This is a genomic window from Pseudomonas kribbensis (genome assembly GCF_003352185.1).
GTDB lineage: Bacteria > Pseudomonadota > Gammaproteobacteria > Pseudomonadales > Pseudomonadaceae > Aquipseudomonas > Aquipseudomonas kribbensis.
Genome location: NZ_CP029608.1, coordinates 5,725,810 through 5,751,727, shown reverse-complemented (window position 1 = coordinate 5,751,727; position 25,918 = coordinate 5,725,810). Strand labels below are relative to the sequence as shown.

Below are 25,918 nucleotides of genomic sequence, written 5' to 3'. Positions count from 1 at the left end.
CGAGGGTTTCGGCCGTTAAAGAGACAACCTGTGATCTGGATCACATTGTGTGTGCTTAACTGGCCACATTGCAGGCACAATGCCATCTCTTTGCCAAGACGGTCGGAGCTTTACCCTTGCCGCGTTCTTCCGCTGTACGTTTCAGTCATTTCATACCTTCACTGCTGTTGTTGCTTGCGGGGCTGGCGGCTGCGTACGTCAAAGACCTCAACGTGTTCTTCACCTCGCTGTTCAACGTGTTGCCAACCCTGGTGCTGTTGCTCGGCGGGTCGTATTGCGCGGTTTACCGACGCCAGCGGGAACTGTTTCTGATGGTCACGGTGTACATCGCTTACTTTTTGCTCGACACCCAGACCGACTATTACCGTGACAACGGCAAGGTGCGCGAAGACGCGGCGGTGGTGTTCCATCTGGTGTGTCTGCTGCTGCCGTTGTTGTTCGGTCTGTTTGCGGCGTGGCAGGAGCGCACGCACCTGTTTCAGGACATGGTGGCGCGCTTTGCCGTGCTGCTGGCGTTTGGCAGTGTGGCGCTGGGGCTTGAGCAAAGTTATCCGCAGGCGTTGCTGATGTGGCTCTCGGAGATTCGCTGGCCAGCCCTGCATGGCGCATGGATGAGCCTGATCCAGATGTCCTATCCGGTGTTCCTCTCGGCGTTTCTGTTGCTGGCCTGGCAGTACTGGCGCAACCCGCGTCCGCTGCACGCGGCGCAACTGGTGGGGTTGCTCGGGGTGTTCTGGATGTTGCCGAAAACCTTCATCCTGCCGTTCACCCTGAACATCATGTGCAGCCAGGTGATGTTGATGATCGCCGCTGCGGTAGCGCACGAGGCTTATCAAATGGCCTTCCGTGACGAACTCACCGGTCTGCCGGGCCGTCGCGCACTCAACGAACGGATGCAGCGGCTGGGTCGCAACTACGTGCTGGCGATGAGCGACGTCGATCACTTCAAGAAATTCAACGACACCCATGGTCACGACGTGGGTGACCAGGTCTTGCGACTGGTCGCCAGCAAGCTGTCCAAAATCAGCGGTGGCGGTAGGGCGTATCGCTACGGTGGCGAGGAATTCGCCCTGGTGTTTGCAGGCAAGACCCTTGAAGAGTGCATGCCGCACCTGGAAGTCATACGCGAGTCGATCGCGTCCTACAACATCCAGCTGCGCAATCAGGAAAACCGCCCGCAGGACGATCAGCAGGGGCGTCAACGACGGGGCGGCTCCGGTGCGTCCAGCGTATCGGTCACGGTCAGTATTGGTGTCGCCGAACGGGTCGAGCAGCGCACCCCGGAAGACGTGCTCAAATCCGCCGACCAGGCGCTCTACGCCGCCAAGGGCGCGGGCCGCAACTGCGTGATGGCGTTCGGGCAGAACCGCCGTGGCGCGGTGCGCATGGACAGCGCTGCAGGTTGAGTGATGACGGCGCATTCAGCGTCTGGACAGTGATTGTGGGGCAGGGTGGCCGGCAGTAGGTTGAAACGATCTGCTGACGGAGAAGCCACCATGCCCGAGTACAAAGCTCCCCTGCGCGACATGCGCTTTCTGATCGACCACGTCTTCGACTTCCACACCCAGTACGCGGCCCTCGGCGCCCACGACGCCAGCCCGGACATGGTCAATGCGATCCTCGACGAGGGCGCGAAATTCTGTGAGAACGTTCTGGCACCGCTCAATCGCAGCGGCGACGAAGAGGGCTGCCATTTCGACAACGGCGTAGTGACAACACCTACAGGCTTCAAGCAAGCCTTCGCACAATACGTGGAAAGTGGCTGGCACGGTCTGGCGGCAGATCCGGTCTATGGCGGCCAGGGCCTGCCGAGTTCGCTGGGGCTGGTGATCAGCGAAATGGTCGCGTCCAGCAACACCTCCTGGGGCATGTACCCGGGCCTGACCCACGGCGCGATGTCGGCGATCCACGCCCACGGCACCGACGAACAGAAAAACACCTATCTGCGCAAACTCACCGCCGGGCAGTGGACCGGCACCATGTGCCTGACCGAAGCTCATTGCGGCACCGACCTGGGCATCATCAAGACCCGCGCCGTGCCCCGGGCCGACGGCAGTTATGCGATCACCGGCAGCAAGATTTTCATCTCCGCCGGCGAGCACGACATGAGCGACAACATCATTCATCTGGTGCTGGCCAAACTGCCGGACGCCCCGGCCGGGACCAAAGGCATTTCGCTGTTCATCGTGCCGAAATTCCTGCCCGATGCCGCTGGCGAGGCGGGGGAGCGCAATGGTGTTTCCTGCGGTTCGATCGAACACAAGATGGGCATCAAGGCCTCGGCCACCTGTGTGCTGAACTTCGATGACGCCAAAGGCTTCCTGATCGGCGAGCCGAACAAAGGCCTCAACTGCATGTTCACCATGATGAACCACGCGCGGCTCGGCACTGGGATGCAGGGTCTGTGTCTGGGCGAGGCGAGTTTTCAGGGCGCAATCAAATACGCCAACGACCGCTTGCAGATGCGCGCCCTGACCGGCGCCAAAGCTCCGGATAAACCGGCCGACCCGATCATCGTCCACCCGGACGTGCGACGCATGCTGCTGACCATGAAAGCCTTCAACGAAGGCAATCGCGCACTGACCTATTTCACTGCGCAGATGCTCGATGTCGCGCACCTGAGTCCGGACGCCGAGGCGCGTCAGAAGGCCGAAGATCTGTTGGCGTTTCTGACCCCGATCTGCAAGGCGTTCATGACCGACACCGGGCTGGAGGTGACCAACCACGGCATGCAGGTGTTTGGTGGCCACGGTTTCATCCGTGAGTGGGGCATGGAGCAACTGGTTCGCGACTGCCGGATTGCACCGATCTACGAGGGCACCAACGGCATTCAGGCGCTGGATCTGCTGGGGCGCAAAGTCCTTGGCAGCCAGGGCAAGCTGCTGCGCAACTTCACCAAAATCGTTCACAAATTCTGTGCGGCGAATGCCGGGCATGCGCAATTGGGCGGGTTTGTGGCGCAGCTCGATGGCCTCAATCAACAGTGGGGTGAGTTGACCCAGCAGGTCGGCATGGCGGCGATGAAGAACCCGGATGAAGTCGGCGCCGCGTCGGTGGATTACCTGATGTACAGCGGTTACATCGTCCTCGGCTATTTGTGGCTGCGCATGGCGCTGGTCGCCCAGGCGCAGCTGGAGTCGGGCGAGGGTGATGGCGATTTCTGCCAGGGCAAACTGGCGACGTGCGAGTTTTACTTCAAGCGGTTGTTGCCGCGTACGGCTGCGCACCGCGCGGCGATCGAGGCAGGCAGTGATTGCCTGATGAAACTGCCGGCGCAATTGTTCGCGCTGTAACACGCCACTGTTAAACAAAAGAGCCCGCTGATTGCGGGCTTCTTTTTGGGTGCAAGGAGGTGACTAAAAATAACAAAACAGTCATGGCCTGACCCTATGTGTCGCAAAAGTTGTTGGGTTACACTCCAGCTTAACGAAATCACCCTTCCACGAATCACCTGTTTAGATCTTTGCGAGGTTTGCCATGGCTGACTACAAAGCGCCGCTGCGCGATATGCGCTTCGTCCTCAATGAAGTGTTCGAAGTCGCCAAACTCTGGGCCGAACTGCCGGCCCTGGCCGAGACCGTCGACGCGGAAACCGTTGAAGCCATTCTCGAAGAGGCCGGCAAGGTCACCAGCAAAAGCATCGCGCCCCTGAGCCGCGCGGCCGACGAAGAGGGTTGCCACTGGGCCGACGGTGCCGTCACCACCCCGGCCGGTTTCCCACAGGCCTATCAGACTTATGCCGAAGGCGGCTGGGTCGGTGTTGGCGGTGATCCGGAATACGGCGGCATGGGCATGCCCAAAGCCGTCTCGGCTCAGGTCGAAGAGATGGTCAACTCCGCCAGCCTGTCCTTCGGTCTGTACCCGATGCTGACGGCCGGCGCCTGCCTGTCGATCAACGCCCACGCCAGCGAAGAGCTGAAAGCCGCTTACCTGCCGAACATGTACGCCGGCGTCTGGGCCGGTTCCATGTGCCTGACCGAGCCGCATGCCGGTACCGACCTGGGCATCATCCGCACCAAGGCCGAGCCTCAGGCCGACGGTTCCTACAAGGTCAGCGGCACCAAGATCTTTATCACCGGCGGTGAGCACGACCTGACCGAAAACATCATCCACCTGGTGCTGGCCAAACTGCCGGACGCACCGGCGGGGCCGAAAGGCATTTCGCTGTTTCTGGTGCCGAAGTTCATGGTCAATGCCGATGGCAGCCTGGGCGCGCGCAACCCGGCGAACTGCGGTTCGATCGAACACAAGATGGGCATCCAGGCTTCGGCCACCTGCGTGATGAACTTCGACGAAGCCGTGGGTTACTTGGTCGGCGAGCCGAACAAGGGTCTGGCCGCGATGTTCACCATGATGAACTACGAGCGTCTGGGCGTCGGTATCCAGGGCCTGGCCACCGGCGAGCGCTCGTACCAGAACGCTCTTGAGTACGCCCGCGACCGCCTGCAAAGCCGTTCGCCGACCGGCGCGCAGAACAAGGACAAGGTGGCCGACCCGATCATCGTCCACCCGGACGTGCGTCGCATGTTGCTGACCATGAAAGCCTCGAACGAAGGTGGCCGTGCGTTCTCCACTTACGTGGCGATGCAACTCGATACCGCCAAGTTCAGTGAAGACGCAGCGACCCGCAAGCGTGCGGAAGATCTGGTTGCCTTGCTGACGCCAGTGGCCAAGGCATTCCTGACCGATCTGGGTCTGGAAACCACCGTCCACGGCCAGCAGATCTTTGGCGGCCACGGCTACATCCGCGAGTGGGGTCAGGAGCAACTGGTGCGTGACGTGCGCATCACCCAGATCTACGAAGGCACCAACGGCATTCAGGCACTGGACCTGGTAGGCCGCAAGATCGTCGGCAGCGGCGGCGCGTTCTACAAACTGTTCGCCGACGAGATCCGCCATTTCACCGCGACGGCGAGTGCCGACCTCGGTGAGTTCACCAAACCGCTGAATGACGCCGTCGACAACCTAGACGAACTGACCTCGTGGCTACTGGACCGGGCGAAAACCAACCCGAACGAAATCGGTGCGGCGTCGGTCGAGTATCTGCAAGCCTTCGGCTACACCGCTTACGCCTACATGTGGGCGTTGATGGCCAAGGCATCGCTTGGCAAAGAAGCGCAGGATGATTTCTACGCGAGCAAGCTCGGCACGGCGCGGTTCTACTTTGCTCGTCTGCTGCCACGGATTCACTCGCTGAACGCGTCGGTGAAGGCTGGCAGCGAGTCGCTGTTCCTGCTGGATGCTGCGCAGTTCTGATGATGTAACGTCATGTAAGCGATCTCTTACATGACGTGCTGCTGTTCTCCCATAGGCGTAGATTGGATCCAGAGCTAATCTACTTTCCATGGACGTAGCGCAGGAAGCGCAAAGCAACAACACGGACACGTAAGGATTCTGCCAGGGTGGCGGAGTGAAATGGATGTCAGGGAAACAGTCTGCAAAGCCCCGCTTCGGCGGGGTTTTCTTATGCCCGCAGAAAAGTTTCAGCTCAGCGAATCCAGACCTGGCGCAGCTTTGAGCGGTTTGTCCTCGCGCTGCATCACTTCCTCCAGCAACGTGCGCAGCAAGGCCAATGGCGCCTGCTGACGCTGCACATCGCGACACACCAGTCCTACCTTCAGCGGTACCCGGGGTTCGCTGATCGGTTTCCACAGCAAGTCCTGATCGTCGTGCTCCTTCTGTGAGCGCCCCGGCAACACCGTCGCCAACCGTGTGTGCGGCAGGCTGTCGAGAATCCCCACCATGTTGTTCAGTTCTGCCTGTACTTGCGGACGGCGCCCGAGGCTGGCCAGTTGCGCCTGCCAGATCTGGCGGATCTGGAATTCCTCGCCCAGCAGCAACATGGGCAATTCTGCAGCCTGGCTCATCGAGACTTTCTTGAATTCACGCAACGAATGATCTGCCGGGATGACCAGTGTCAGTTCATCTTCGTACAGCATCACACCGTGCAGACCCGGCTGGCGGGGCGGCAGATAGCTGATGCCGATATCCAGCGAACCATTGAGCAGGCGCCGCTCGATCTCCAGTCCCGTCAGTTCATAAATCTGTACTACCAGATGGGGCTGGGCCTTGCGCACCCGCTCAAGCATTTGTGGTACCAGGCTGGTGTGCACGGTTTGCAGCACACCGATCGCCAGCGTACGCAGCGCCTGCCCCTTGAAGTTGCCCAGCGCCTCGCGCGCACGTTGCATGCCGTCGAGCAATGGCAGCGCGTGGTTGTACAGCGTGTGGGCGGCCAGGGTCGGCAGCAGACGTTTGCTGCTGCGTTCGAACAGGGTGACGTCGAGGTTCTGTTCCAGATGACGGATCTGCTGGGACAGCGCGGGCTGAGAGATCGACAGGCGCTCGGCGGCACGCCCGACATGGCCTTCTTCGTAGACCGCGACGAAATAACGCAGTTGTTTGAAATCCATAAGTGATACTTATCGAAAATGCTGGGAAATCGAAATGGCTCGGCGCCTTGAAGACGCCTAGTCTAACCGCATTCACAAGGCTTACAGGGCCGGAAAGCGCAATGACCAGCGTTTGCTTCGAAAGTGTTTACATAGGCAGTTCAAAAAACCTCAATCGAGGTTTTTTTCAATGAATCTGTTCAGCTTGCGGCGCCAGGCGCCGAGCCTCGATGACCTGGCTTTTGAAACCCATGAATCGGCTACTGCTGATGGCCTGAATGCCGAGCGCCTGATGCCCAGCGTCGAGCGCCCGCAGCAGGTTTTCGTTCGCGGGCAGGGTTCCTGGTTGTGGGACAGCAATGACCGCGCCTACCTGGACTTTTCCCAGGCCGGCGGCGCCAACAGCCTCGGCCACAGCCCTTCGGCGCTGGTAAAAGCCATCGCCAGCCAGGCCCAGGCCCTGATCAATCCCGGATTCAATCTGCACAACCGCGGCATGCTCAGCCTCGCCGAGCGTTTGTGTGCCAGCACTTCCAGCGATCAGGCGTATCTGCTCAACAGTGGCAGCGAAGCCTGTGAAGCCGCGATCAAACTGGCGCGCAAATGGGGCCAGCTGTATCGCGGCGGCGCCTCGCGGATCATTGTCGCCAGACAAGGCTGTCACGGACGTAGTCTGGCGACGATTTCGGCGTCGGACAGTTGCAACCTGCACAATCGCTTCGCCCCGCTGCTGCCGGGCTTCGATCTGGTGCCATTCAACGACCTGCCGGCGCTGCATGCAGCCGTCGATGCGCAGACCGTGGCGATCATGCTCGAACCGATCCAGAGCGATGCCGGTGTCATTCCAGCGACCGAGCATTACCTCAAGGGTGTCGAGCGCCTGTGCCGTGAACTGGGGATTCTGCTGATCCTCGACGAAGTGCAGACCGGCATCGGCCGCTGTGGCACCTTGCTCGCCGAACAATCCTACGGCGTGCGCGCCGATATCGTCGTACTCGGCAAGGGCCTTGGCGGTGGTGTACCGCTGGCTGCATTGCTGGCGCGAGGCAAGGCCTGCTGTTTCGACTCAGGCGAATTGGGCGGCACTCATCACGGCAATGCGCTGATGACCGCCGCCGGCCTGGTGGTACTCGACAGCGTGCAGGACCGCGCCTTCCTCGAACAGATCCGGGACAACGGCCAACATCTGCGCGAAGGGCTCGCCCGTCTGGCCCATCGTTATGAACATGGCGAGTTGCGCGGGCAAGGGCTGTTCTGGGGACTGACCCTGTCGGAAGACTCCGCCGAGGCCGTCGTCAAAGCCGCACTCCATGAAGGTTTGCTGCTCAATGCCCCACAAGCAAACTGCCTGCGCTTCACCCCGGCACTCACCGTCAGCAAGGCCAACATCGACGAAATGCTCCTGCGCCTGGCCCGCGCCTTCTCCCGGGTACGCACGGCGCAACTGCAATGCCGAAAAGGGATTGCCGTCTGAGCTGAAGTTTCCCACCCGAATTCAAGAACCGTCTCGCGGTATAACGCACGCCCCACGCCTGATTCTTTTGGCGTGGGGCGTTTTTTTGTAGCCGGGTAATGGCATGCAAATGGCGAGATCGCGGGTTGCACTGAACCCTGACAAACGGCACAGGTCGATTAGCTTGTATGGCTCAGTCGAGCCAGCCCCCAATCAGGAGCTGCCCCATGGACTTCATCCGCATCATCATCGCCATTATCTTGCCGCCGCTGGGTGTGTTTCTGCAGGTCGGGTTCGGCGGCGCGTTCTGGCTGAATATCCTGCTGACGTTGTGCGGTTATATCCCGGGGATCGTGCACGCGGTGTACATCATCGCCAAGCGCTGAGTTTCAATCCGCCAGGCCCATCACTCGCCGATAGAAGCGCCATTCCTGCTCCAGCGCGTGGGCCTGATTGACGGCCCGGCGGAAGCCGTGGCGTTCGTCGGCGTAGTAATGCGCCTCGACCTCGATGCCGTTGTGCTCCAGGGCCGCGACCATGTCGCGGGTCTGTTGCGGTACGACCACGGCATCCAGTTCACCTTGAAAGAAAATCACCGGCACGCGAATGTTGCCGGCGTGCAGCAACGGTGTGCGGGCGGCATAGCGTTCGGCGTCTTGCTCGGGATCGCCGATCAGCCAGTCCAGGTAATCGCCTTCGAATTTGTGTGTCGCGCGGCCCAAGGCTACCGGGTCGCTGACGCCGTACAGGCTGGCGCCGGCGCGGAACACTTGATGGAACGCCAGTGCGCACAGCGTCGTGTAACCGCCGGCGCTGCCGCCGCGGATAAACGCACGCTCTCCATCGATCATGCCGCGATCATTCAGGTAAGCGACGACCGCACAGGCATCCTCGACATCCACCGCGCCCCAGCTCAGATGCAACGCCTGCCGATATTCCCGGCCGTAGCCGCTGCTGCCGCGGTAGTTGAGGTCGGCGACAGCGAAGCCGCGTTGCGTCCAGTACTGGACGCGCGGGTCGAGCATCGGGTAGCACGCTGAAGTCGGGCCGCCGTGAATGAACACCACCAGAGGCGGTTTCTCATCGCCACTCGTGGCCGGGTAAAAGAAGCCGTGCGCTTCACCTGAACCGCTAGGGTAACGCAGGGTCTGCGGTCGGCTGATGCGCTCGGGGGGCAACGGTGCGACGCCTCCGGCCAGCACTTTCACTTCACGCGACTCGCAATCAATGGCGAGTACTGCTGAAGGGCTGATCGGTGAAGCGGCGATGCAGTAAATGAATTGATCATCGACCGCCAGATGACGGAAGCGACTGTAGTCGCCGGTGAAGTCTTCATCGTTGAGTGCCAGACGACCGAAACCGCCTTCGCTCCAACTTGCCAAATAGCCTTCGCCGATGGGCAGCCAGGTGCAGCCGCCGAGTTGCCACGGCGCTGGTGCGTGATCGGCTTCGGCACAGGGCAGCATTCGCAAACCGTCTGCGGACTCGATCCACGGCTGCCAATATCCGCCACGATCAGTCAGGCAGCCCAGTCGGCCACTGGCATCGAAGCGCGGTTGCTGGATCGACTCTTCAAGCGTGTCACCGGCCACGCAACGTGGGGCAGAAAATCCACTACCTGCGCGCTCGGCAATCATCAAACGGGTGGACGTCCACGGCTGATGCGGACGGCTCCACTCGATCCACGCCAGGCGCTGACCGTCCGGGCTGATGATCGGCGATGCGTAAAAGTCTGCGCCCTCAACCAGCATGTGGCAGGTGCCAGTTGCCAGATCGATGGCCACCAGCCGATGGCAATCACCGCTTTCTTCCACGGCCAGCACCTGACCGCCGGCAAAATGCAGATCGCCATACCGACACTCGCTCGACGTCAACACCTCAGGCTCGCCATCCAGCGTCTGGCGATACAGCTGCTGATCCGCCTCGTTGACGAAAACCACGCCATCCGGCGTCAGACAAAACGCCCCACCGCCATATTCATACACCCGGCTGCGCACGCTGAATCCCGCAGGTGTCAGACATTTCGCCACGCCATCGCGCCAGTACCAGATCCGGCACGCGGCGTCCGCAGGGCGGTATTCATTCCAGAACAAACCCTGTGCGCCGAGCTGCAATTCGGCGAAATCCACGCCGGCAGCAACCGCGGCAATGGCGCTGAAAGGCTCAGCCTTTGGCGATGAGGCGCGAGTTTCGTTCATTGCGAAAGGCCAGTTGTTCGATGGTCTGGGTGGCGTGCTCGGCTTCTTCGCGGGCCTTGAGGATCACGCCGTGATGTTCGGACTTGCTGCACACCGGGTCGGCATTGCTGGCATCGCCGGTGAGCATGAAGGCCTGGCAGCGGCAGCCGCCGAAGTCCTGTTCTTTCTCGTCACAGGAGCGACACGGCTCGGGCATCCAGTCATAACCGCGAAAGCGGTTGAAGCCGAACGAGTCGTACCAGATGTGCTGCATGCTGTGGTCGCGCACATTGGGAAATTGTACCGGCAGCTGTCGGGCGCCATGACAGGGCAGGGCGGTGCCGTCCGGGGTGACCGTCAGAAACAGGCTGCCCCAGCCGTTCATGCAGGCTTTCGGGCGCTCTTCGTAGTAGTCCGGGGTGACGAAAATCAGTTTGCACGGATGCCCTTCGGCTTCCAGCTTGGCGCGGTATTCGTTGGTGATGCGTTCGGCGCGGACCAGTTGCTCTTTGGTCGGCAACAGGCCGACACGATTGAGCTGCGCCCAACCGTAGAACTGGCAGGTAGCGAGTTCGACAAAGTCGGCCTCAAGCGCGATGCACAGCTCGATGATGCGGTCGATCTTGTCGATGTTGTGCCGATGGGTGACGAAGTTAAGCACCATCGGATAGCCGTGGGCCTTCACGGCGCGGGCCATTTCCAGTTTCTGTGCAAAGGCCTTTTTCGAGCCGGCGAGCAGGTTGTTCACTTGCTCGTCGCTGGCTTGGAAACTGATCTGGATGTGATCGAGCCCGGCCTTCTTGAAGTCGCTGATCTTCTGTTCGGTCAAGCCGATGCCGGAAGTGATCAGGTTGGTGTAGAAACCCAACTGGCGCGCTTCACGGATCAGTTCGGCGAGGTCCTGGCGCACCAGTGGTTCGCCCCCGGAAAAGCCCAGTTGCGCCGCACCCATCTCCCGCGCCTCGCGGAACACCTTGATCCACTGCTCGGTGTTCAGCTCCTTGCCCTGCTCGGCGAAATCCAGCGGATTGGAGCAGTACGGACATTGCAGCGGGCAGCGGTAGGTCAGCTCGGCGAGCAGCCACAGCGGCAGGCCGATTTCCGGTTTGGCCGGGACTTGCACCGATGACTCAGGCAAGTTCGATCCAGTGCTGCGCACGGGCAACCTCCATGAATTGCTCGATGTCTTCACCGAGCTCGGGTACGCCGGGGAACTGTCTGTCGAGTTCGGCGATGATCGCCGCGACATCCCGCTCACCGTCGATCAGGCCGCCGATCAACGCGGCACTTTCGTTGAGCTTGATCATGCCTTCCGGGTACAGCAGCACATGGCCTTTCTGCGCCGGTTCGTACTGGAAGCGGTAGCCGGGACGCCAGGTCGGAGTCTTGCTGCGGTCGAAACTCATAAGGCGATTCCTTTATGCCAGACCCGTTGATCGGTGACGCTGTGATACGGCGGGCGGTTCAGTTCGTAGGCCATGCTCATGGCATCGAGCATGCTCCAAAGGATGTCCAGTTTGAACTGGAGAATTTCCAGCATGCGCTCCTGGCCTTCGCGGGTCTTGTAGTGCTCGAGCGTGATCGCCAGACCATGCTCGACATCGCGCCGGGCCTGACCGAGACGGGTGCGGAAGTACTCGTAGCCCGCCGGGTCGATCCACGGGTAATGCTGCGGCCAGCTGTCGAGGCGTGACTGGTGGATCTGCGGCGCGAACAGTTCGGTCAACGAGCTGCTGGCGGCTTCCTGCCAACTGGCGCGGCGGGCGAAGTTGACGTAGGCATCGACGGCGAAACGCACACCGGGCAATACCAGTTCCTGGGAACGCAATTGATCCGGATCGAGGCCGACGGCCTGGCCGAGACGCAGCCAGGCTTCGATGCCACCGTCTTCGCCGGGGGCGCCGTCGTGGTCGAGCAGGCGCTGGATCCACTCGCGGCGGATCTCGCGATCCGGACAGTTGGCGAGGATGGCCGCGTCTTTCAGGGGGATGTTCACCTGATAGTAGAAACGGTTGGCGACCCAGCCCTGGATCTGCTCGCGGGTAGCCCGGCCTTCATACATCGCCACGTGATACGGGTGATGGATGTGGTAGTAGGCGCCCTTGGCGCGCAGGGCCGCTTCGAATTCGGCGGGGGATAGCGGGGTGTCGGTCATTGCGGTTCTCCGGGCCATTCGTTACAGGACGATGCTCATGCCGTCATACGCCACTTCAACATTGCGTCGCACCAGTTCCGCGCGCTCCGGGGAGTCTTCGTCGAGAATCGGGTTGGTGTTGTTGATGTGGATAAGCACCTTGCGCTGCTCGGGAAGCTGTTCCAGCACTTCGAGCATGCCGCCGGGGCCGTTCTGCGCCAGGTGGCCCATTTCACGGCCGGTGCGAGTGCCGACGCCACGACGCTGCATTTCATCGTCGTCCCACATCGTCCCGTCCACCAGTACGCAGTCGCTGCCGGCCATGATTTCCAGCAACGGCGCGTCGACTTTGCCCAGGCCCGGGGCGTAGAACAGTTTGCCGCCGGTGCTGAGGTCTTCGACGATCAGCCCGATGTTGTCGCCCGGATGCGGGTCGAAGCGGTGCGGCGAGTAGGGCGGGGCAGCGCTGCGCAACGGCAGTGGGGTGAAGCGCAGGTTCGGGCAGGCGGCGACGGTGAAGCTCTGGTCGAGTTCGATGCGGTTCCAGTCCAGCCCGCCGTTCCAGTGCTTGAGCATGGTGAACAGCGGGAAACCGGTGCTCAGGTCTTCGTGGACCATGTCCGTGCACCAGACCTGATGCGGGCAGCCTTCGCGCAGGCTGAGCAGGCCGGTGGTGTGGTCGATCTGGCTGTCCATCAGGATGATCGCGCTGATGCCGGTGTCACGCAGGGCCCGGCCCGGTTGCATCGGGGCGAAGCTCTGGAGCTGCGCGCGGATGTCCGGCGAGGCATTGCAGAGCACCCAGTTCACGCCGTCATCGGAAATCGCGATGGACGACTGGGTGCGGGCCTTGGCATTCAGGCTGCCGTCGCGAAAACCGGCGCAATTGACGCAGTTGCAGTTCCACTGCGGAAAACCGCCACCGGCGGCCGAACCCAGAATCTGGACGAACATGAACGCTCCATCATTTCAACGCTGAAAATAAAACGCCCCGGCGAGCCGAGGCGTTGCACTGCAATTCTGACGAGGCAGAACTCAGCGGCTGGCGAAGTACATGGTGACTTCGAAGCCGATACGCAGGTCGGTGTAAGCAGGTTTGGTCCAGGCCATCGGGTGACTCCTTCTTCAGGTGGGTGAGATAGCGCTATCCATAGGTATAGTCCACGGCAGCGCTGAGATGTTCCAAATAGTTAGGTGGCTATGTTACTCAAAATTTCAGGGGGTTGGCCCGTGAATCTTTGAGAAAGCTCCTTGCAGCCCCGGTAATGATCATTTTGCCGCTTGCCATGGCGCGCCTGGCGCAGGGTCGCTGGACAGACCGTGCCAGCCGCCTTCGGCGCGGATCAGGCGTTGTGCGGCGGCCAGCAATGCCGGGCGACCCAGTTGAGCGATGGCCCGGCGCAATTGCAGCAGATAATCCGACGAGTGGCCGGCGAGACGGGCCTGCCACAGAAGCTCGGCTGCCTCTTTGCCGGACAGGACGCTGTCATCGAACTGATCGGCAAGCGTCTGGCGTTGCAGGGCAAGGCTGGCGTCATCGAGTTGTTCGATAAGGGCCGGCAAACCGTCGAGGAACTGTTGAATGTGCACGTGCAATTGTGCGGCGCTGGTCGTTGGCGATTGCACACCGAGCAACAATCCGCTGCGGCCATGGATCTGGCGCAATCCGCTGAACACCGCATAACCCAGTTGCAGCTCGACTCGCAGGCGTTGGTAGAACGGCGTCTGGCACAGGTGTGCGAGCAGGCGCCACGCAGCTTCGTCTGCGATTTCGTGGCTGGCGCTCGGGCAGAACAGCAACAAGGCGTGTTCGCTGGAAGCACTTTCGATCTGGCGCCACAGGTAACCGGTGTTGATTGCCGACGGTGCGGGCAATTGATTGTCCGGTGTGCCGGGGATGCGACTCAGGGCCAGGCCCATGGCGGATTGGGTCTGTGGGTTGAGGCCCAGCGCCAGACCGTCCCAGCGGGAACTTGTCCACAGATACGCGGCGTCATCGGATTCGCCTACCACTGGCAGGCAGTGTTCGGGCAGTGCCTTGAGCAGTTGGCGAATCGGTATCAACGGTGGTTGCGGCTCTTCCTTTACGGCGTTGGCGCCCACTTGTGTCAGAGATTTCAGCGCATGCTCCAGCACAGCGGGCAGCGTTTCCTGCAGACCGGTCACTTTCAGCAGCCACTGATTACCCGTGGTGCTGAACGACAACTCGACTCCGGCCTGACGTGCGTCGCCCGACACTTCCCGCAGACTGTGTTGCAGTTTCGCCTGCAGCTCAGCCGTGGCCGCTGCTTCCGTTTGCCAGCGCACATACACCGCGCCTACGTCGCTGTTATCCGGCAGTGCCTGACTGAACTGCATCGGCGAGCGTTCACGGCGGCTGCGCGAGCGATCCTGAGCGAACGTGCGCAGACCCCGGTGAGCGCTGGTCTGGCCACGGATCAGGCCGGCGTTGGCCAGCGGTTCGGCTGTGCGCAGGAACGGGTTGGCAGCCGGCAGATGCCAGTGACTGCTGAAGTTATCCACAGTGCCGATTTTGCCGAGAACCGCTTTGAGCGCCATAACGGCCGATTCGGACAGGCCGCTTTCGAATTGTTCGCTGTCGAGCCGCGCCAGTTGCAGTGCACCGCTGACTTGCTGCTGTCGCTGAAGCAGTTCCGCGTATTCCGCACGCAATGCCGGCCAGTCCTGCTGCGCTGCGAAGAAGCTCAACCAGTCGAGAGATTGTGCGCGGATGGTGTCGAGTGATCCGGACGCCGCAGTGAATTGAAGGTGCAGCAAAGCTTGCTCAGCAAATTGATACAGCACACAGGCCTGTAAACCTTCCGCCAGACCCTGCCGCTGCAAATGCGCGAGCAACCCACCGGGTTTGGCGTTGTTCAACCAGTGACAGAGAAACGCCAGCGCATCGGCCGATGACTTCGGCAGGTCTTCCAGTGCAAACAGCAGATTGCCGTGTCGCTCGCCGACCTGTTGATAACTTGTCTGTGGATTGTCCATCAAGCGAAAGGGCGCTGCCTGCTCAGTTTTATCCCCAAGTGTCAGCGCAGCGGCAAACTGCTCGGCCAGCGTTCGCAGCTCTTCAATGTTCTGCGGTCCGACCAGGCTCAGTGTCATCTGTCCGGTTCGGTAAAACTGTTGATGGAAATCTTTCAGTGCTTGCTGAAAATCCGCTTGTTCTACCGGCAGGCTGTCGCGGTTCCCGGCATGGAAGCCGCGCAACGGATGCGCTGCTGACAGCCCTTCGAACAGCGCCTCTTTCTGCTGAGCCGCGGCATCCTTCGACCATGCGACAAACTCCGCCTGCAGCACTTCCCGTTCCCGCAATTGATCGTCCGGATCCATACGCGGGCGGGCGAGCATGTCCGACAGACGCTCCAGCCCGCCACTGAAGGACGCCTGCGGCAATTCAAAGAAGAAATCGGTTGTGCGCTCACGGGTACTGGCATTCACCTGACCGCCGTGACCTTGTACGTAGGCCATCAACCCTTGCTGTGCAGGAAATCGCTCGGTGCCGAGAAACAACAAGTGCTCAAGAAAATGCGCCAGTCCCGGCCACGCCAACGGCACATCATGGCTACCGGCAGCCACGCGCAACGCAGCGGCGCTGCGCTTCAGGCCGGGCACGTGACGCAGGGTCACGCGCAAGCCGTTGGCCAGGGTTTCGTTGTGGGGGCGGGGGTGAGTGGGCGCAGGCATGGGCACTTCCAGAACAGTGAAGTGCCAATGCTAGCGGATTAGCGCTTGTTGAGCGCGTCGTAAAGTTCGGGGCGGCGGTCGTTGAAGTAACGGTTGGCGCTGCGGGAGTCGACCATCAACTGGCGATCCAGCTCACCGACGATCAAGGCTTCGTCCAGTCCGGCCTGGGCGATGCGGCTGCCATCCGGCGCGGCAATGCTGCTTTGTCCGCAGTAATGGATATCGCCTTCGTGGCCGCAGTAGTTGGCGTAAGCCACGTAGCACTGGTTTTCGAAAGCGCGGGAGCGCACGGAAACATCGGCAATGAAATCGAAAGGAATCATGTTCGCCGTCGGCACCAGAATCAGCTCGGCACCTTCAAGGGCCAGGCGCCGCGCGTTTTCCGGGAACTCCAGGTCGTAGCAGATCAGGAAACCAAGCTTCCAGCCGTTGAGCTCGACGATGGGGAACTCGCCATCGCCGGGGCTGAACATCGAACGATCCAGATCGCCGAACAGATGCGTCTTGCGGTAATTGCACAGGCGCTGGCCGTTCGAGTCGATCAACTGTACGGCGTTGTAGATCTGCCCTTCGGCGGTACGCTCTGGGTAACCGTAGAGAATCGCCAGGCCGGCAGCCTTGGCGATCCGTCCGACTTGCTGCGCCCATTCACCGTTGTAGACCTCGGCCAATGTCGCGACCGCCTCCTTGCCGATGTTGTAGCCGGTCAGAAACATCTCCGGCACCACCAGCAAATCGGCACCTTTGGCCTCCATCGCCAGTTGATGCAGGCGCTGGAGGTTGGCGGCCGGTTCCAGTGGCAGCGGTGGGCATTGGTAAAGGGCTACACGCATCGGGAATTCCTCTTACTCGGGCAGGGCGATCGGGCCGATGTCGTTGAACACATCACCCGGGCCGGGGTTCTCTTTATGTGTGGACCCGCCAAAGTGCTTCATGATTCCCCACACCGCGTTGAGCGATGTCTGCACCGCGCCCTCGACCCAGGCCGGCGTCCACGACACGTCGTCGCCGGCGATGAAAATCCCGCGCTGTTCCGGCGGCATGTCGTCCTGCATGAAGTGCGCGTACATGCGCTGGTTGTAGCGATAGTGGCCGGGCAGGGCGCCCTTGAATGCACCGAGGAAATGCGGGTCGGCTTCCCACGACACGGTGATCGGATCGCCGATGATCCGCGCGGCGATGTCGACTTTCGGGTAGATCTTCTTCAACGCGTCCAGCGCCAGTTTCACGCGTTTTTCCACCGGGTGCGGGAGCATTTTCAGCGCATCGCTCATCCACGAGTACGACAGGCAGATCACGCCGGGCTTGTCGTCGCCGTTGTCGAACAGATAGGTGCCACGGGTCAGACGATCGGTGAGGGTCATGCTCATCAGGTCGCGACCGGTTTCCGGGTCCTTGTCCTTCCAGAACGGGCGGTCGACCATCACGAAGGTCTTCGACGATTGCATGTAGCGCGTACGGTCGAGGGCCATCCACATCTTTTGCGAGAACAGGGTTTCGTCGCATTCGATCTGGGTGGTCAGCAGCCAGCTCTGGCAGGTGGTCAGTACGGCGGCGTATTCGCGGGTGTCGCCGTTGTTGTCGGTGACCGCGAAACGTCCGTCAGGCGCGTGGGCGATTTTCTTCACCCCGGAGCGCGGCGCGCCATGGTGCAATGACTTCAGGCTGGTGCCTTGCGGCCAGTGCACGCAGCGCTCCGGCACATGACGCCAGATGCCTTGCGGTACTTGTTCCACACCGCCGACCACCAGGTGTTGGTGATCGTCGCAGTTGGTCATCACCACGCGGAAGATTTCCAGCATCGAGTTGGGGAAGTCCGAGTCCCAGCCGCCGGTACCGAAACCGACCTGGCCGAACACTTCGCGGTGATGGAACGACAGCTTGGCGAAGGCTTTCGACGTGGCGACGAAGTCATAGAAGGTGCGGTCATCCCACAGCGGCACCAGGGTGTTCCACAGTTCCTTGAGGCGTGGCACATCGCGGTCGCGGATGGCTTGCTGGATGTCGGCGAACTGCGAGCCGGCCTCCAGAGCATCGGCCCAGGCGTCAGCGACTTCCTGGAACAGTGCAGGAAGATCCTTCAGGCTCTGTGCGTAATGGGTTTTGCCTTCCAGGTCGATCACGGTGCTACCGGAGGCCGGCGTCAGCGGATTGGGAAAGGGTTTGGTTTCCAGACCGAGTTTGTCGACGTAGTGATAGAACGCTGTGGAGGACACCGGGAAGCGCATGCCGCCAAGCTCGGCGACGATGCCGTCAGTGCCGTTGAAGGCTTGGGAACGCAGACGGCCGCCAAGCTTCGAGGCCTCATAAACGACAGGTTTCAGGCCGAGCTTCATCAGCTCGTAAGCGGCCACCAGTCCTGCGATGCCGGCGCCAACAATCGCCACTTCGGCGCCGTGGTTGTGCTCGGGAATGCTGCCCAGGCCGGCGGGGTGTTCGATCCAGTCGTCGAAGGCGAACGGAAAGTCCGGGCCGAAAATGGTGATCGGTTTCTTACCGTCTGCAGGATGGCGATTGTTCTTGTTCATGGCTGACCTTGCTGGCGACCCGACGCCGGATGCGCGTCTGAGTATAGGAAAAGATGCCAGCCATTCTAGGGAGCGTAGAACACGTTAATAAGACGCAAAGTGTCGTCGTTTTGAGTGCATGTGCTGCGATCTGACGATTTTGTTGGTCAGACTGGATGCCCGCGATCGATTTTGCTGCTGAGGATGATCGAGGTCGTGGTCTTCTCCACACCGTCTACGCTGCCGATCTGATCCAGCAATTGATCCAACTGTTCCGGCGAGTCGGTGCGCAGCCACGCCACGTAATCAAATTCACCACTCACCGCGCACAATTGCTGCACCTGGGCCATCGCACTCAACCGGCGCAACACCTCTTTGCCGGAGCGCGGCTGCACCTTGATCCCGACATACGCCTGCAATCCGCCATCCACCACGCGCTGACCCAGACGCACACCGTAGCCGGTGATGACTTTGGCCTTTTCCAGCCGCGCCAGTCGCGAAGTCACGGTGGTGCGGGCGATCCCCAATTGCCTGGCCAGCATCGCCACGCTTTCGCGGGCGTTGATTTGCAGGGCAGCGATCAGCTGGCGGTCGATTTCATCGAGCACGGGTGGGCGGATGTCGGGCAAGGGCAGGCTCCAGCGGTACGGATCAATGGGGCTGCATGTTACAGGCTCGTCACGCGAGGCGCTTGTGAGTGCTGATTGAGCGGCTGAGGCCAGGCAGTCGCCGGGCCGGGGGATTTTACTGAAACAAAAGAACAGACAAATGATTTGACTTGCCTGCTGCCTTTATAAAAAATGGCCTCAAGAGCGCGAAATCTGCTGCCTTGCAGGGCTTCAGCAGACGTAGGTACCTCAGCGATGCTGCAACATCGGTGTAAGGTGAGACCTCTTCATCCCATTTCCTGAGGATGCCAATATCAGGATTCAAATACTCAAGGGGAGCCAACAGGCTCCCCTTTTTGTTTGTCCTGAAGAACGTACCTCTTGTAGAGAAGTTCGCCCTGGCGGTGCTTGTTCATTGCTCTTGCCGGGGCATGCATGAAATTCCACAGGACGAGTCCGTGCCTGACATCCACCACGACGAGCATGTCATTCTTTGCCTCGTAGGCGTTAATGAAGGCCAGGCGGTATCCACCGTTGTCGTACAGGACTCTCCAAATCTCAAAAGGTCCCGTCAGCGTATCAATGGCATGTCGAACATAGCGCTCTCGTGAGTCAGCCCGCTTTTCGACAATATGGGCGAGCTTGTCTCTCATCACCGCAACATTTCCGATCGGCGTGAGGATGGTCACTGCCAGTAGCGCCTTGTCGATGAATCCGAAGTGAGCCAAGAGGATTCTGAGGGCTCCTTGCGCATCGTCTGCCCTTTTCACTTCCTCAATGGCGGCAGAGCGAAGCTCTCTGGTCAGTGTCCGCAGATCGGGCAAAGCTAAGTCGATCCATGTTTGTTGGCCACCTGCTTCTTTGACCAGTGGCGCAGCACTCACGAGCATGAAAGTAATCCTTGGCGGGCAGCAGCGCCCGGAGATTACTCGCTCGGAGAAAAGGCCAACAAGGCTGAAACCTAAGTAAAAATACAGCTTGGGAAATTACCTACAGACCTTGCGGTAGTCTTCCGAAAACTGTGTTTTTGAAGACAGCGTCGCCAAACTACAGGCGAAAAAAAGCCGCACATAAGTGCGGCTTTTTCATGTTTGGTGGGCCCACACGGACTTGAACCGTGGACCAAAGGATTATGAGTCCTCTGCTCTAACCAACTGAGCTATAGGCCCTCAGTAGGCCGCGGATTATAGCGACGGTTTCTCGGCTGTGCTATCCGAAAAATCTGATACGGCTATGCGAAGAAACGTCGCGGCGAATTCCTCCGGTGGCAGCGGCAGGCTGACGATGTAGCCCTGGATCTGCTCGCAGCCTTCGGCGGCGAGAAATTGTTGCTGGGCCTGGGTTTCCACGCCTTCGGCGATCACGGTGAATTGCATGCTGCGGCCCAGGGCGATGATGGCGCGGACAATCGCCGCGTCGTGGGGATCGTCGGGCAGGCCGCGGACGAAGGACTGGTCGATCTTGAGGATGTCCAGCGGCAGGCGTTTGAGGTAGCTCAGCGAGGAATAACCGGTGCCGAAGTCGTCGATGGCCAGTTGCACGCCGAGGTGTTTGAGTTGGTGCAACACGGCCAGTGCCTCTTCGGCCTGGCTCATGATGAAGTTTTCGGTAATTTCCAGTTGCAGTAAATCCGGTCTCAGGCGGTTGTCCTTGAGCAGTTGTTCGATGCGTCCCAGCAGGTTTGGCTGACGCAATTGTGCGCCGGCGAGGTTGACCGAAAGCGGGCCCAGGGATTCGTAGATCTGGCTCCACTCGAACATCTGCCGGCAGGCGGTTTCCAGCACCCAGTCGCCGATTTGCAGAATCATCCCGTTCTCTTCCGCCAGCGGTATGAAGTGCTCCGGAGGTACCTCACCGAAGGTCGGGTGGCGCCAGCGGATCAGGGCTTCGGCCCCGACCAGGCTGTGATCGTCGAGACTGATTTTCGGCTGGTAGTAGAGGTACAGCTCTTCGCGCTCGATGGCCCGGCGCAGTTCATGCTCAAGCGCCACCCGTTCGCTGGCCTGGGCGGTGAGATCGCGGGTGTAGCTTTCGACACGGTTGCGGCCCTTGGCCTTGGAGCGATACATAGCCGCGTCGGCGTTCTTGATCAGAGTGGCGACGTCACAGCCGTCACGGGGATAGAGGCTGGTGCCGATGCTGGCGCTGATGAAAAACTCGTGCTCGCCGGCCTGAAACGGAGCGCCGAAGCAATTCAGCAGTTTGGTGGCGATGTTGTCGGCATCACCGGCCTGTTGCAGCCCCGGCAGCAGGATGATGAATTCGTCTCCGCCCAGCCTTGCAACGGTGTCGATATCGCGCAGTTGCTCTTTGAGGCGTACGGCTATGCCCTTGAGCAGCAGGTCGCCAACCGGATGGCCGAGGCTGTCGTTGATGTGTTTGAAGCGATCGAGGTCGAGGAACAGCACCGCGCCCAGACCGCCGTTTTCTTGCTGGCTATTCAATGCCGTCAGCAGACGGCTTTCGAACAGTGTGCGATTCGGCAGGCCGGTCAGCGGATCATGGTGGGCCTGGTAATCGAGTTTGGCCTGGGCGTGCTTGAGGCTGGAGATATCGGCAAACACCGCGACGAAGTGGGTAATGAACCGGTCGCGGTTGCGCACGGCACTGATCGTCAGCCAGCTCGGGTACAGCTCGCCATTTTTGCGCCGGTTGGAAATTTCGCCCTGCCAGTGGCCTTCGTCAGTCAATTGATGCCACATCGCTGCATAGAATGCGCTGTCGTGCAGGCCGGAAGCCAGCAGGCGCGGGGTATGGCCGAGCGCCTCGCTTTCGCTGTAACCGGTGATTTCGGTAAAGGCGCGGTTCACGGCACTGATGTGCTGTTGCGTATCGGTGATCAAGACACCTTCGGCGGTGCTCTCGAACACCGTAGCGGCCTGTTGCAGCTTTTCCTGCATCAGGTGGCGTTCGGTGATGTCCCGGGCGATGGTCAGCATGCAGTCTTCTTCACCGATCGGCAGCGGACGGCTGGACACTTCGCAGAGGCGGATTTGCCCGTCGCTTCGGCGGATGTGGCAGGTGAAGTCGCGAACGAAACCGTCACGGTGCAGCAGATCGAGCATCTGCTTGCGTTCGTTGAGATTGACCCAGATCCCCAGGTCCAGTGCCGAACGGTCCACCGACATGGCGCTGTTGAAACCGGTGATGCGGCTGAAACCTTCGTTGACCTCCAGCAGCAGGCCATCGCTCTGACGCGACAGCAGCAGGCCGTCCGGCGAGGCGTGGAAGGCCTTGGCGAACTTCTCTTCGGAGGTTTGCAGTTGCTGTTGGGTTTCCTTGAGCTGGGTAATGTCGCGCACCACGACGACCAGCGCCGGTGTGGTGTCGAGTTCGAACGGTTCGGCGGAAATCAGCCCGGTGAATACTTGCCCGTTGCTGCGACGAAAGGGCATCTCCAGGTTGCGAATGCTGCCGGCCTGCAGGCGTTGCAGCAGGCCGGGGCCAACGCCGGGAATACCCCAGATATTGAGTTCGGTAGCAGTCTGACCAATGACGTCTTCGGCTTTGAGCCCGATCTGTTCCTCAAAGGCTTCGTTGACTTCCAGCAGACATCCGTCAGACAGCCGCGCAATCACCAGAATGTCCGGGCATTGCTGGAACACCGAGGCGAACTTCTGCTCCGACAGGCGCAGGGCCTCTTCGGTACGCTTGGTTTCGCTGATGTCGATCATCAGGCCGCGCATCACCGGCTCGTGGCCGTGCTCGATAAGGCTGACGATGTCTCGCACCCACAGGCAACGGCCATCAGCGGTGATCACCCGGTAATCGAGACTGTGATCGCGCCCGGCAAGGACTTCGTGATCACAGAAACTCTGTGCCCGGGTCAGGTCGGCGGGGTGGATGATGTTGCGCCAGAAGCCCGGAATCAGCCAGTGCGACAGGGGATAACCCAGCAGATCCTCGGCGTGGGGCGATACGTAGCTGTAGGTGAAATCGCTGATCCGCGCTTCCCAGGCAATGGCCGACAGGCTCTCTACCAGCCCGCGATAGTGGTACTCGCTGCTGCGCAGCTCCTGTTCGAGGTCGATGCGCCGGGCGATTTCCGAGCTCAAGCGGCGGTTGATGCGAATCACCACTGCCAGGATGATCACCAGCAACAGCAGGCCTGGCAGGCCATAGACCAGCAGATCCGACCAGAATGTCCGATGATCGAGGACGTTGCCCACCCAGTGTTCCTGGATGCTGCTGATCTGCTCCGGGGACATGTCGGCCAGGACTTTATCCAGAATGCCCACCAGCATTTTGCTGTCCCGGGGAACCCCCATTGCCAGTTGATAGCGATAAGGGGTTTCGCCGCTGACATACAACCCGTCGAGCTTGAGCTGGCGCAGGCTCCAGACACTTGAGGCGAGATCGCCGACCACCGCGTCCACTTCGTCGGTGGCCAGGGCCTGCAACGCCGAACTGACATTGGGCATGGCAACCAGATTCAGATCGGGATGATGGGTACGCAGGAGTTCATGGGGGGCGTAGTTTTCGACGACCGCGATCTTCAGCCCATACAGATCCTCGATCTTGCGCGGTTGCGGCCCGCCGACGTGGGCGAGGATGACGATCGGAAAATCCAGGTAAGGGCGGGTGAAGGCCAGGTAATTCTGGCGCTCCGGGGTGGACATGATGCCCGGCAGCAGATCGATCGTGCCGTTTTTGGCCTGTTCGAGCACGGCTGTCCAGCTCGAGGGTTCGATGGGCGTAAGTTTGATGGCCAGACGCTGGCGGATCACGTCGATATAGTCCGCCGCCAGGCCCTGATAGCGGTTCTGGTCATCGCGAAACTCGAAGGGTGGCCACGATGCATCGACACCCAGGCGCAAGTCCGGGTGAGCCGCCAGCCAGCTACGTTCTTCATCGGTCAGAGTCAGCGCGTCAGCCGTTGCGGTCCAGATCATCAGTGACAGCAAAAAAAGCACGGACGCCAGTCTGGGCATAACGGTCTCGTTATGGCACGGGGGAATGTTTCGAGTGTAGACGGGCTGTGCGCGGGGGAGGGTGGTGCGAGGTATTTAATCTGCCCGATAAAACAAAACCCCCGGCCTGGGCCGGGGGTTCTGGTATTACTCGTCGAGGAACGAACGCAGGTGTTCGCTTCGCGTCGGATGGCGCAGCTTGCGCAGCGCCTTGGCTTCGATCTGACGGATCCGCTCGCGGGTCACGTCAAACTGTTTGCCGACTTCTTCGAGCGTATGGTCGGTGTTCATGTCGATACCGAAACGCATGCGCAGTACCTTGGCTTCACGGGCAGTAAGGCCGGACAGCACTTCGCGGGTCGCTTCTTTCAGGCTCTCGACAGTGGCGACATCGATTGGCGACTGCATGGTCGAGTCTTCGATGAAATCACCCAGATGAGAGTCTTCGTCATCACCGATCGGGGTTTCCATGGAGATCGGCTCTTTGGCGATCTTCAATACCTTGCGGATCTTGTCCTCAGGCATCTCCATGCGCTCACCCAGCTCTTCCGGGGTCGGTTCGCGACCCATTTCCTGCAGCATCTGGCGGGAAATGCGGTTGAGCTTGTTGATCGTCTCGATCATGTGCACCGGAATACGGATGGTGCGGGCCTGGTCGGCGATCGAGCGAGTGATCGCCTGACGGATCCACCAGGTGGCATAAGTCGAGAACTTGTAACCGCGACGGTATTCGAACTTGTCCACCGCTTTCATCAGACCGATGTTGCCTTCCTGGATCAGGTCGAGGAATTGCAGGCCACGGTTGGTGTACTTCTTGGCGATGGAGATCACCAGACGCAGGTTCGCTTCAACCATCTCTTTCTTCGCGCGGCGGGCTTTCGCCTCACCGATCGACATGCGACGGTTGATGTCCTTGATCTCGGCGATGGTCAGGCCGGTCTCGGTTTCCAGTGCGGTCAGCTTCTGCTGGCAACGGATGATGTCCGGTTGCACGCGGCCGATGGCTTCGGCGTACTTGCTCTTGCCTTTGGCCAGGGCGTCGGACCAGCTTTCGTCGACTTCGTTGCCCGGGAACTGGCGCAGGAAATCGGCACGCGGCATACGTGCATCACGTACGCACAGCTGCATGATCGCGCGCTCTTGCTGACGCAGACGATCCAGGGCACTGCGAACACGCTCGACCAGGGCTTCGAATTGCTTCGGCACCAGTTTGATCGGCATGAACAGATCGGCCAGGGCCAGCAACTCGGCAACCGCTGCCTTGTTGTGACGACCGTGCTTTTTCAGGGCCTTGCGGGTGATTTCCATCTGGTCGGCCACGGCGCCGAAGCGCTGGGCAGCAATGACCGGATCCGGACCGCTTTCGGCTTCTTCTTCGTCATCGGAAGCTTCGGCGTCATCGTCCTCGGAATCGTCGTCCGCTTTCGCGGCTTTCGCGTCGATCGGCGGTGGCACTTCGGCAGCCGGCGGCGTAATGCCGTCGTCCGGGTCGATGTAGCCGCTCAGAACGTCGGACAGGCGACCGCCTTCGGTGGTGACCCGAGTGTACTCGGAGAGAATATGGTCAACCGTGCCGGGGAAGTGCGCGATTGCGCTCATCACCTCACGGATGCCCTCTTCGATACGCTTGGCGATTTCGATTTCGCCTTCACGAGTCAGAAGCTCGACCGTACCCATTTCACGCATGTACATGCGCACTGGGTCAGTGGTGCGACCGATATCGGTCTCGACCGCTGCCAACGCGGCGGCTGCTTCTTCCGCAGCGGCCTCGTCGGTATCGGCGTCGGCCAACATAAGGGCGTCCGCATCCGGAGCACTCTCGTGTACGGGGATCCCCATGTCGTTAATCATGCGGATGATGTCTTCCACCTGCTCCGGATCTGAAATATCCTCGGGCAGGTGGTCGTTGACCTCGGCGTAAGTCAGATACTTCTGCTCACGACCCAGTTTGATCAACTCAATAATACGAGACTGCTGTTGCGCTTTTCCGGACATAACACCCTATCCACTGAAGGTCTTGGCGGGCAAAAAACAAGCCGAG

Annotated in this window: 19 protein-coding genes and 1 tRNA gene; 5 read left to right on the top strand and 15 right to left on the bottom strand. The window is 60.5% G+C overall.

Features of this window, described 5'->3' with window-relative positions:
• Positions 1–116 precede the first annotated feature (116 nt).
• The 3 genes from DLD99_RS26380 (at position 117) to DLD99_RS26370 (ending at position 5,256) form a co-directional block, all read left to right on the top strand.
• Positions 117–1,406 (top strand): GGDEF domain-containing protein, encoded by a 1,290-nt coding sequence (locus tag DLD99_RS26380; RefSeq protein ID WP_114885924.1) that lies wholly within the window; start codon positions 117–119, stop codon positions 1,404–1,406.
• Between the two features lie 90 nt (positions 1,407–1,496).
• Positions 1,497–3,293, top strand: a complete 1,797-nt coding sequence (locus DLD99_RS26375; protein ID WP_114885922.1) for an acyl-CoA dehydrogenase C-terminal domain-containing protein — start codon at positions 1,497–1,499, stop codon at positions 3,291–3,293.
• A 184-nt stretch (positions 3,294–3,477) separates the two neighbouring features.
• On the top strand, positions 3,478–5,256 hold the full coding sequence (locus DLD99_RS26370; RefSeq protein WP_114885920.1) for an acyl-CoA dehydrogenase C-terminal domain-containing protein: 1,779 nt from the start codon (positions 3,478–3,480) through the stop codon (positions 5,254–5,256).
• A 227-nt stretch (positions 5,257–5,483) separates the two neighbouring features.
• Here the strand turns inward: DLD99_RS26370 and DLD99_RS26365 are convergent, their stop codons facing one another.
• On the bottom strand, positions 5,484–6,413 hold the full coding sequence (locus tag DLD99_RS26365; protein WP_114885918.1) for a LysR family transcriptional regulator: 930 nt from the start codon (positions 6,411–6,413) through the stop codon (positions 5,484–5,486).
• A gap of 169 nt (positions 6,414–6,582) precedes the next feature.
• Between DLD99_RS26365 and DLD99_RS26360 the strand changes: the two genes are divergently transcribed.
• On the top strand, positions 6,583–7,866 hold the full coding sequence (locus tag DLD99_RS26360) for an aspartate aminotransferase family protein (protein ID WP_114885916.1): 1,284 nt from the start codon (positions 6,583–6,585) through the stop codon (positions 7,864–7,866).
• Positions 7,867–8,072: 206 nt separating this feature from the next.
• Positions 8,073–8,231, top strand: a complete 159-nt coding sequence (locus DLD99_RS26355; protein ID WP_065259115.1) for a YqaE/Pmp3 family membrane protein — start codon at positions 8,073–8,075, stop codon at positions 8,229–8,231.
• Between the two features lie 3 nt (positions 8,232–8,234).
• Here the strand turns inward: DLD99_RS26355 and DLD99_RS26350 are convergent, their stop codons facing one another.
• From DLD99_RS26350 to rpoD, 14 genes are all read right to left on the bottom strand, one after another.
• Positions 8,235–10,043, bottom strand: coding sequence for a S9 family peptidase (locus DLD99_RS26350; protein ID WP_114885914.1), 1,809 nt, complete (start codon positions 10,041–10,043; stop codon positions 8,235–8,237).
• On the bottom strand, positions 10,009–11,181 hold the full coding sequence (gene pqqE / locus DLD99_RS26345; protein WP_114885912.1) for a pyrroloquinoline quinone biosynthesis protein PqqE: 1,173 nt from the start codon (positions 11,179–11,181) through the stop codon (positions 10,009–10,011). The genes DLD99_RS26350 and pqqE overlap by 35 nt, the downstream gene beginning before the upstream one ends.
• The gene (pqqD, locus tag DLD99_RS26340) at positions 11,153–11,428 is read right to left on the bottom strand and encodes a pyrroloquinoline quinone biosynthesis peptide chaperone PqqD (RefSeq protein ID WP_114885910.1); all 276 of its coding nucleotides are present in this window, start codon (positions 11,426–11,428) and stop codon (positions 11,153–11,155) included. The genes pqqE and pqqD overlap by 29 nt, the downstream gene beginning before the upstream one ends.
• On the bottom strand, positions 11,425–12,177 hold the full coding sequence (gene pqqC / locus DLD99_RS26335; protein WP_011336228.1) for a pyrroloquinoline-quinone synthase PqqC: 753 nt from the start codon (positions 12,175–12,177) through the stop codon (positions 11,425–11,427). Before pqqC ends, pqqD begins: the two co-directional genes overlap by 4 nt.
• A gap of 21 nt (positions 12,178–12,198) precedes the next feature.
• The gene (gene pqqB, locus DLD99_RS26330; RefSeq protein ID WP_064599867.1) at positions 12,199–13,110 is read right to left on the bottom strand and encodes a pyrroloquinoline quinone biosynthesis protein PqqB; all 912 of its coding nucleotides are present in this window, start codon (positions 13,108–13,110) and stop codon (positions 12,199–12,201) included.
• Between the two features lie 81 nt (positions 13,111–13,191).
• Positions 13,192–13,266 (bottom strand): pyrroloquinoline quinone precursor peptide PqqA, encoded by a 75-nt coding sequence (gene pqqA, locus DLD99_RS26325; protein WP_003444522.1) that lies wholly within the window; start codon positions 13,264–13,266, stop codon positions 13,192–13,194.
• A 159-nt stretch (positions 13,267–13,425) separates the two neighbouring features.
• On the bottom strand, positions 13,426–15,852 hold the full coding sequence (gene pqqF, locus DLD99_RS26320) for a pyrroloquinoline quinone biosynthesis protein PqqF (RefSeq protein ID WP_114885908.1): 2,427 nt from the start codon (positions 15,850–15,852) through the stop codon (positions 13,426–13,428).
• A 38-nt stretch (positions 15,853–15,890) separates the two neighbouring features.
• A complete protein-coding gene (locus tag DLD99_RS26315) occupies positions 15,891–16,685 on the bottom strand; it encodes a carbon-nitrogen hydrolase family protein (protein WP_114885906.1) in 795 nt (264 codons plus the stop codon).
• A gap of 12 nt (positions 16,686–16,697) precedes the next feature.
• A complete protein-coding gene (locus DLD99_RS26310) occupies positions 16,698–18,380 on the bottom strand; it encodes a flavin monoamine oxidase family protein (RefSeq protein WP_114885904.1) in 1,683 nt (560 codons plus the stop codon).
• 146 nt (positions 18,381–18,526) lie between these two features.
• Complete coding sequence (locus tag DLD99_RS26305) at positions 18,527–18,988, bottom strand: Lrp/AsnC family transcriptional regulator (RefSeq protein WP_007959884.1); 462 nt, start codon at positions 18,986–18,988, stop codon at positions 18,527–18,529.
• A gap of 308 nt (positions 18,989–19,296) precedes the next feature.
• The gene (locus DLD99_RS26300; RefSeq protein ID WP_114885902.1) at positions 19,297–19,857 is read right to left on the bottom strand and encodes a PBECR2 nuclease fold domain-containing protein; all 561 of its coding nucleotides are present in this window, start codon (positions 19,855–19,857) and stop codon (positions 19,297–19,299) included.
• A 202-nt stretch (positions 19,858–20,059) separates the two neighbouring features.
• Positions 20,060–20,136: transfer RNA gene (locus DLD99_RS26295), tRNA-Ile, on the bottom strand.
• A 15-nt stretch (positions 20,137–20,151) separates the two neighbouring features.
• Positions 20,152–23,898: a bifunctional diguanylate cyclase/phosphodiesterase gene (locus tag DLD99_RS26290; protein WP_114885900.1), complete on the bottom strand. Its 3,747-nt coding sequence runs from the start codon at positions 23,896–23,898 to the stop codon at positions 20,152–20,154.
• Between the two features lie 126 nt (positions 23,899–24,024).
• Positions 24,025–25,872, bottom strand: coding sequence for an RNA polymerase sigma factor RpoD (gene rpoD / locus DLD99_RS26285; protein ID WP_085709208.1), 1,848 nt, complete (start codon positions 25,870–25,872; stop codon positions 24,025–24,027).
• Positions 25,873–25,918: the final 46 nt, after the last annotated feature.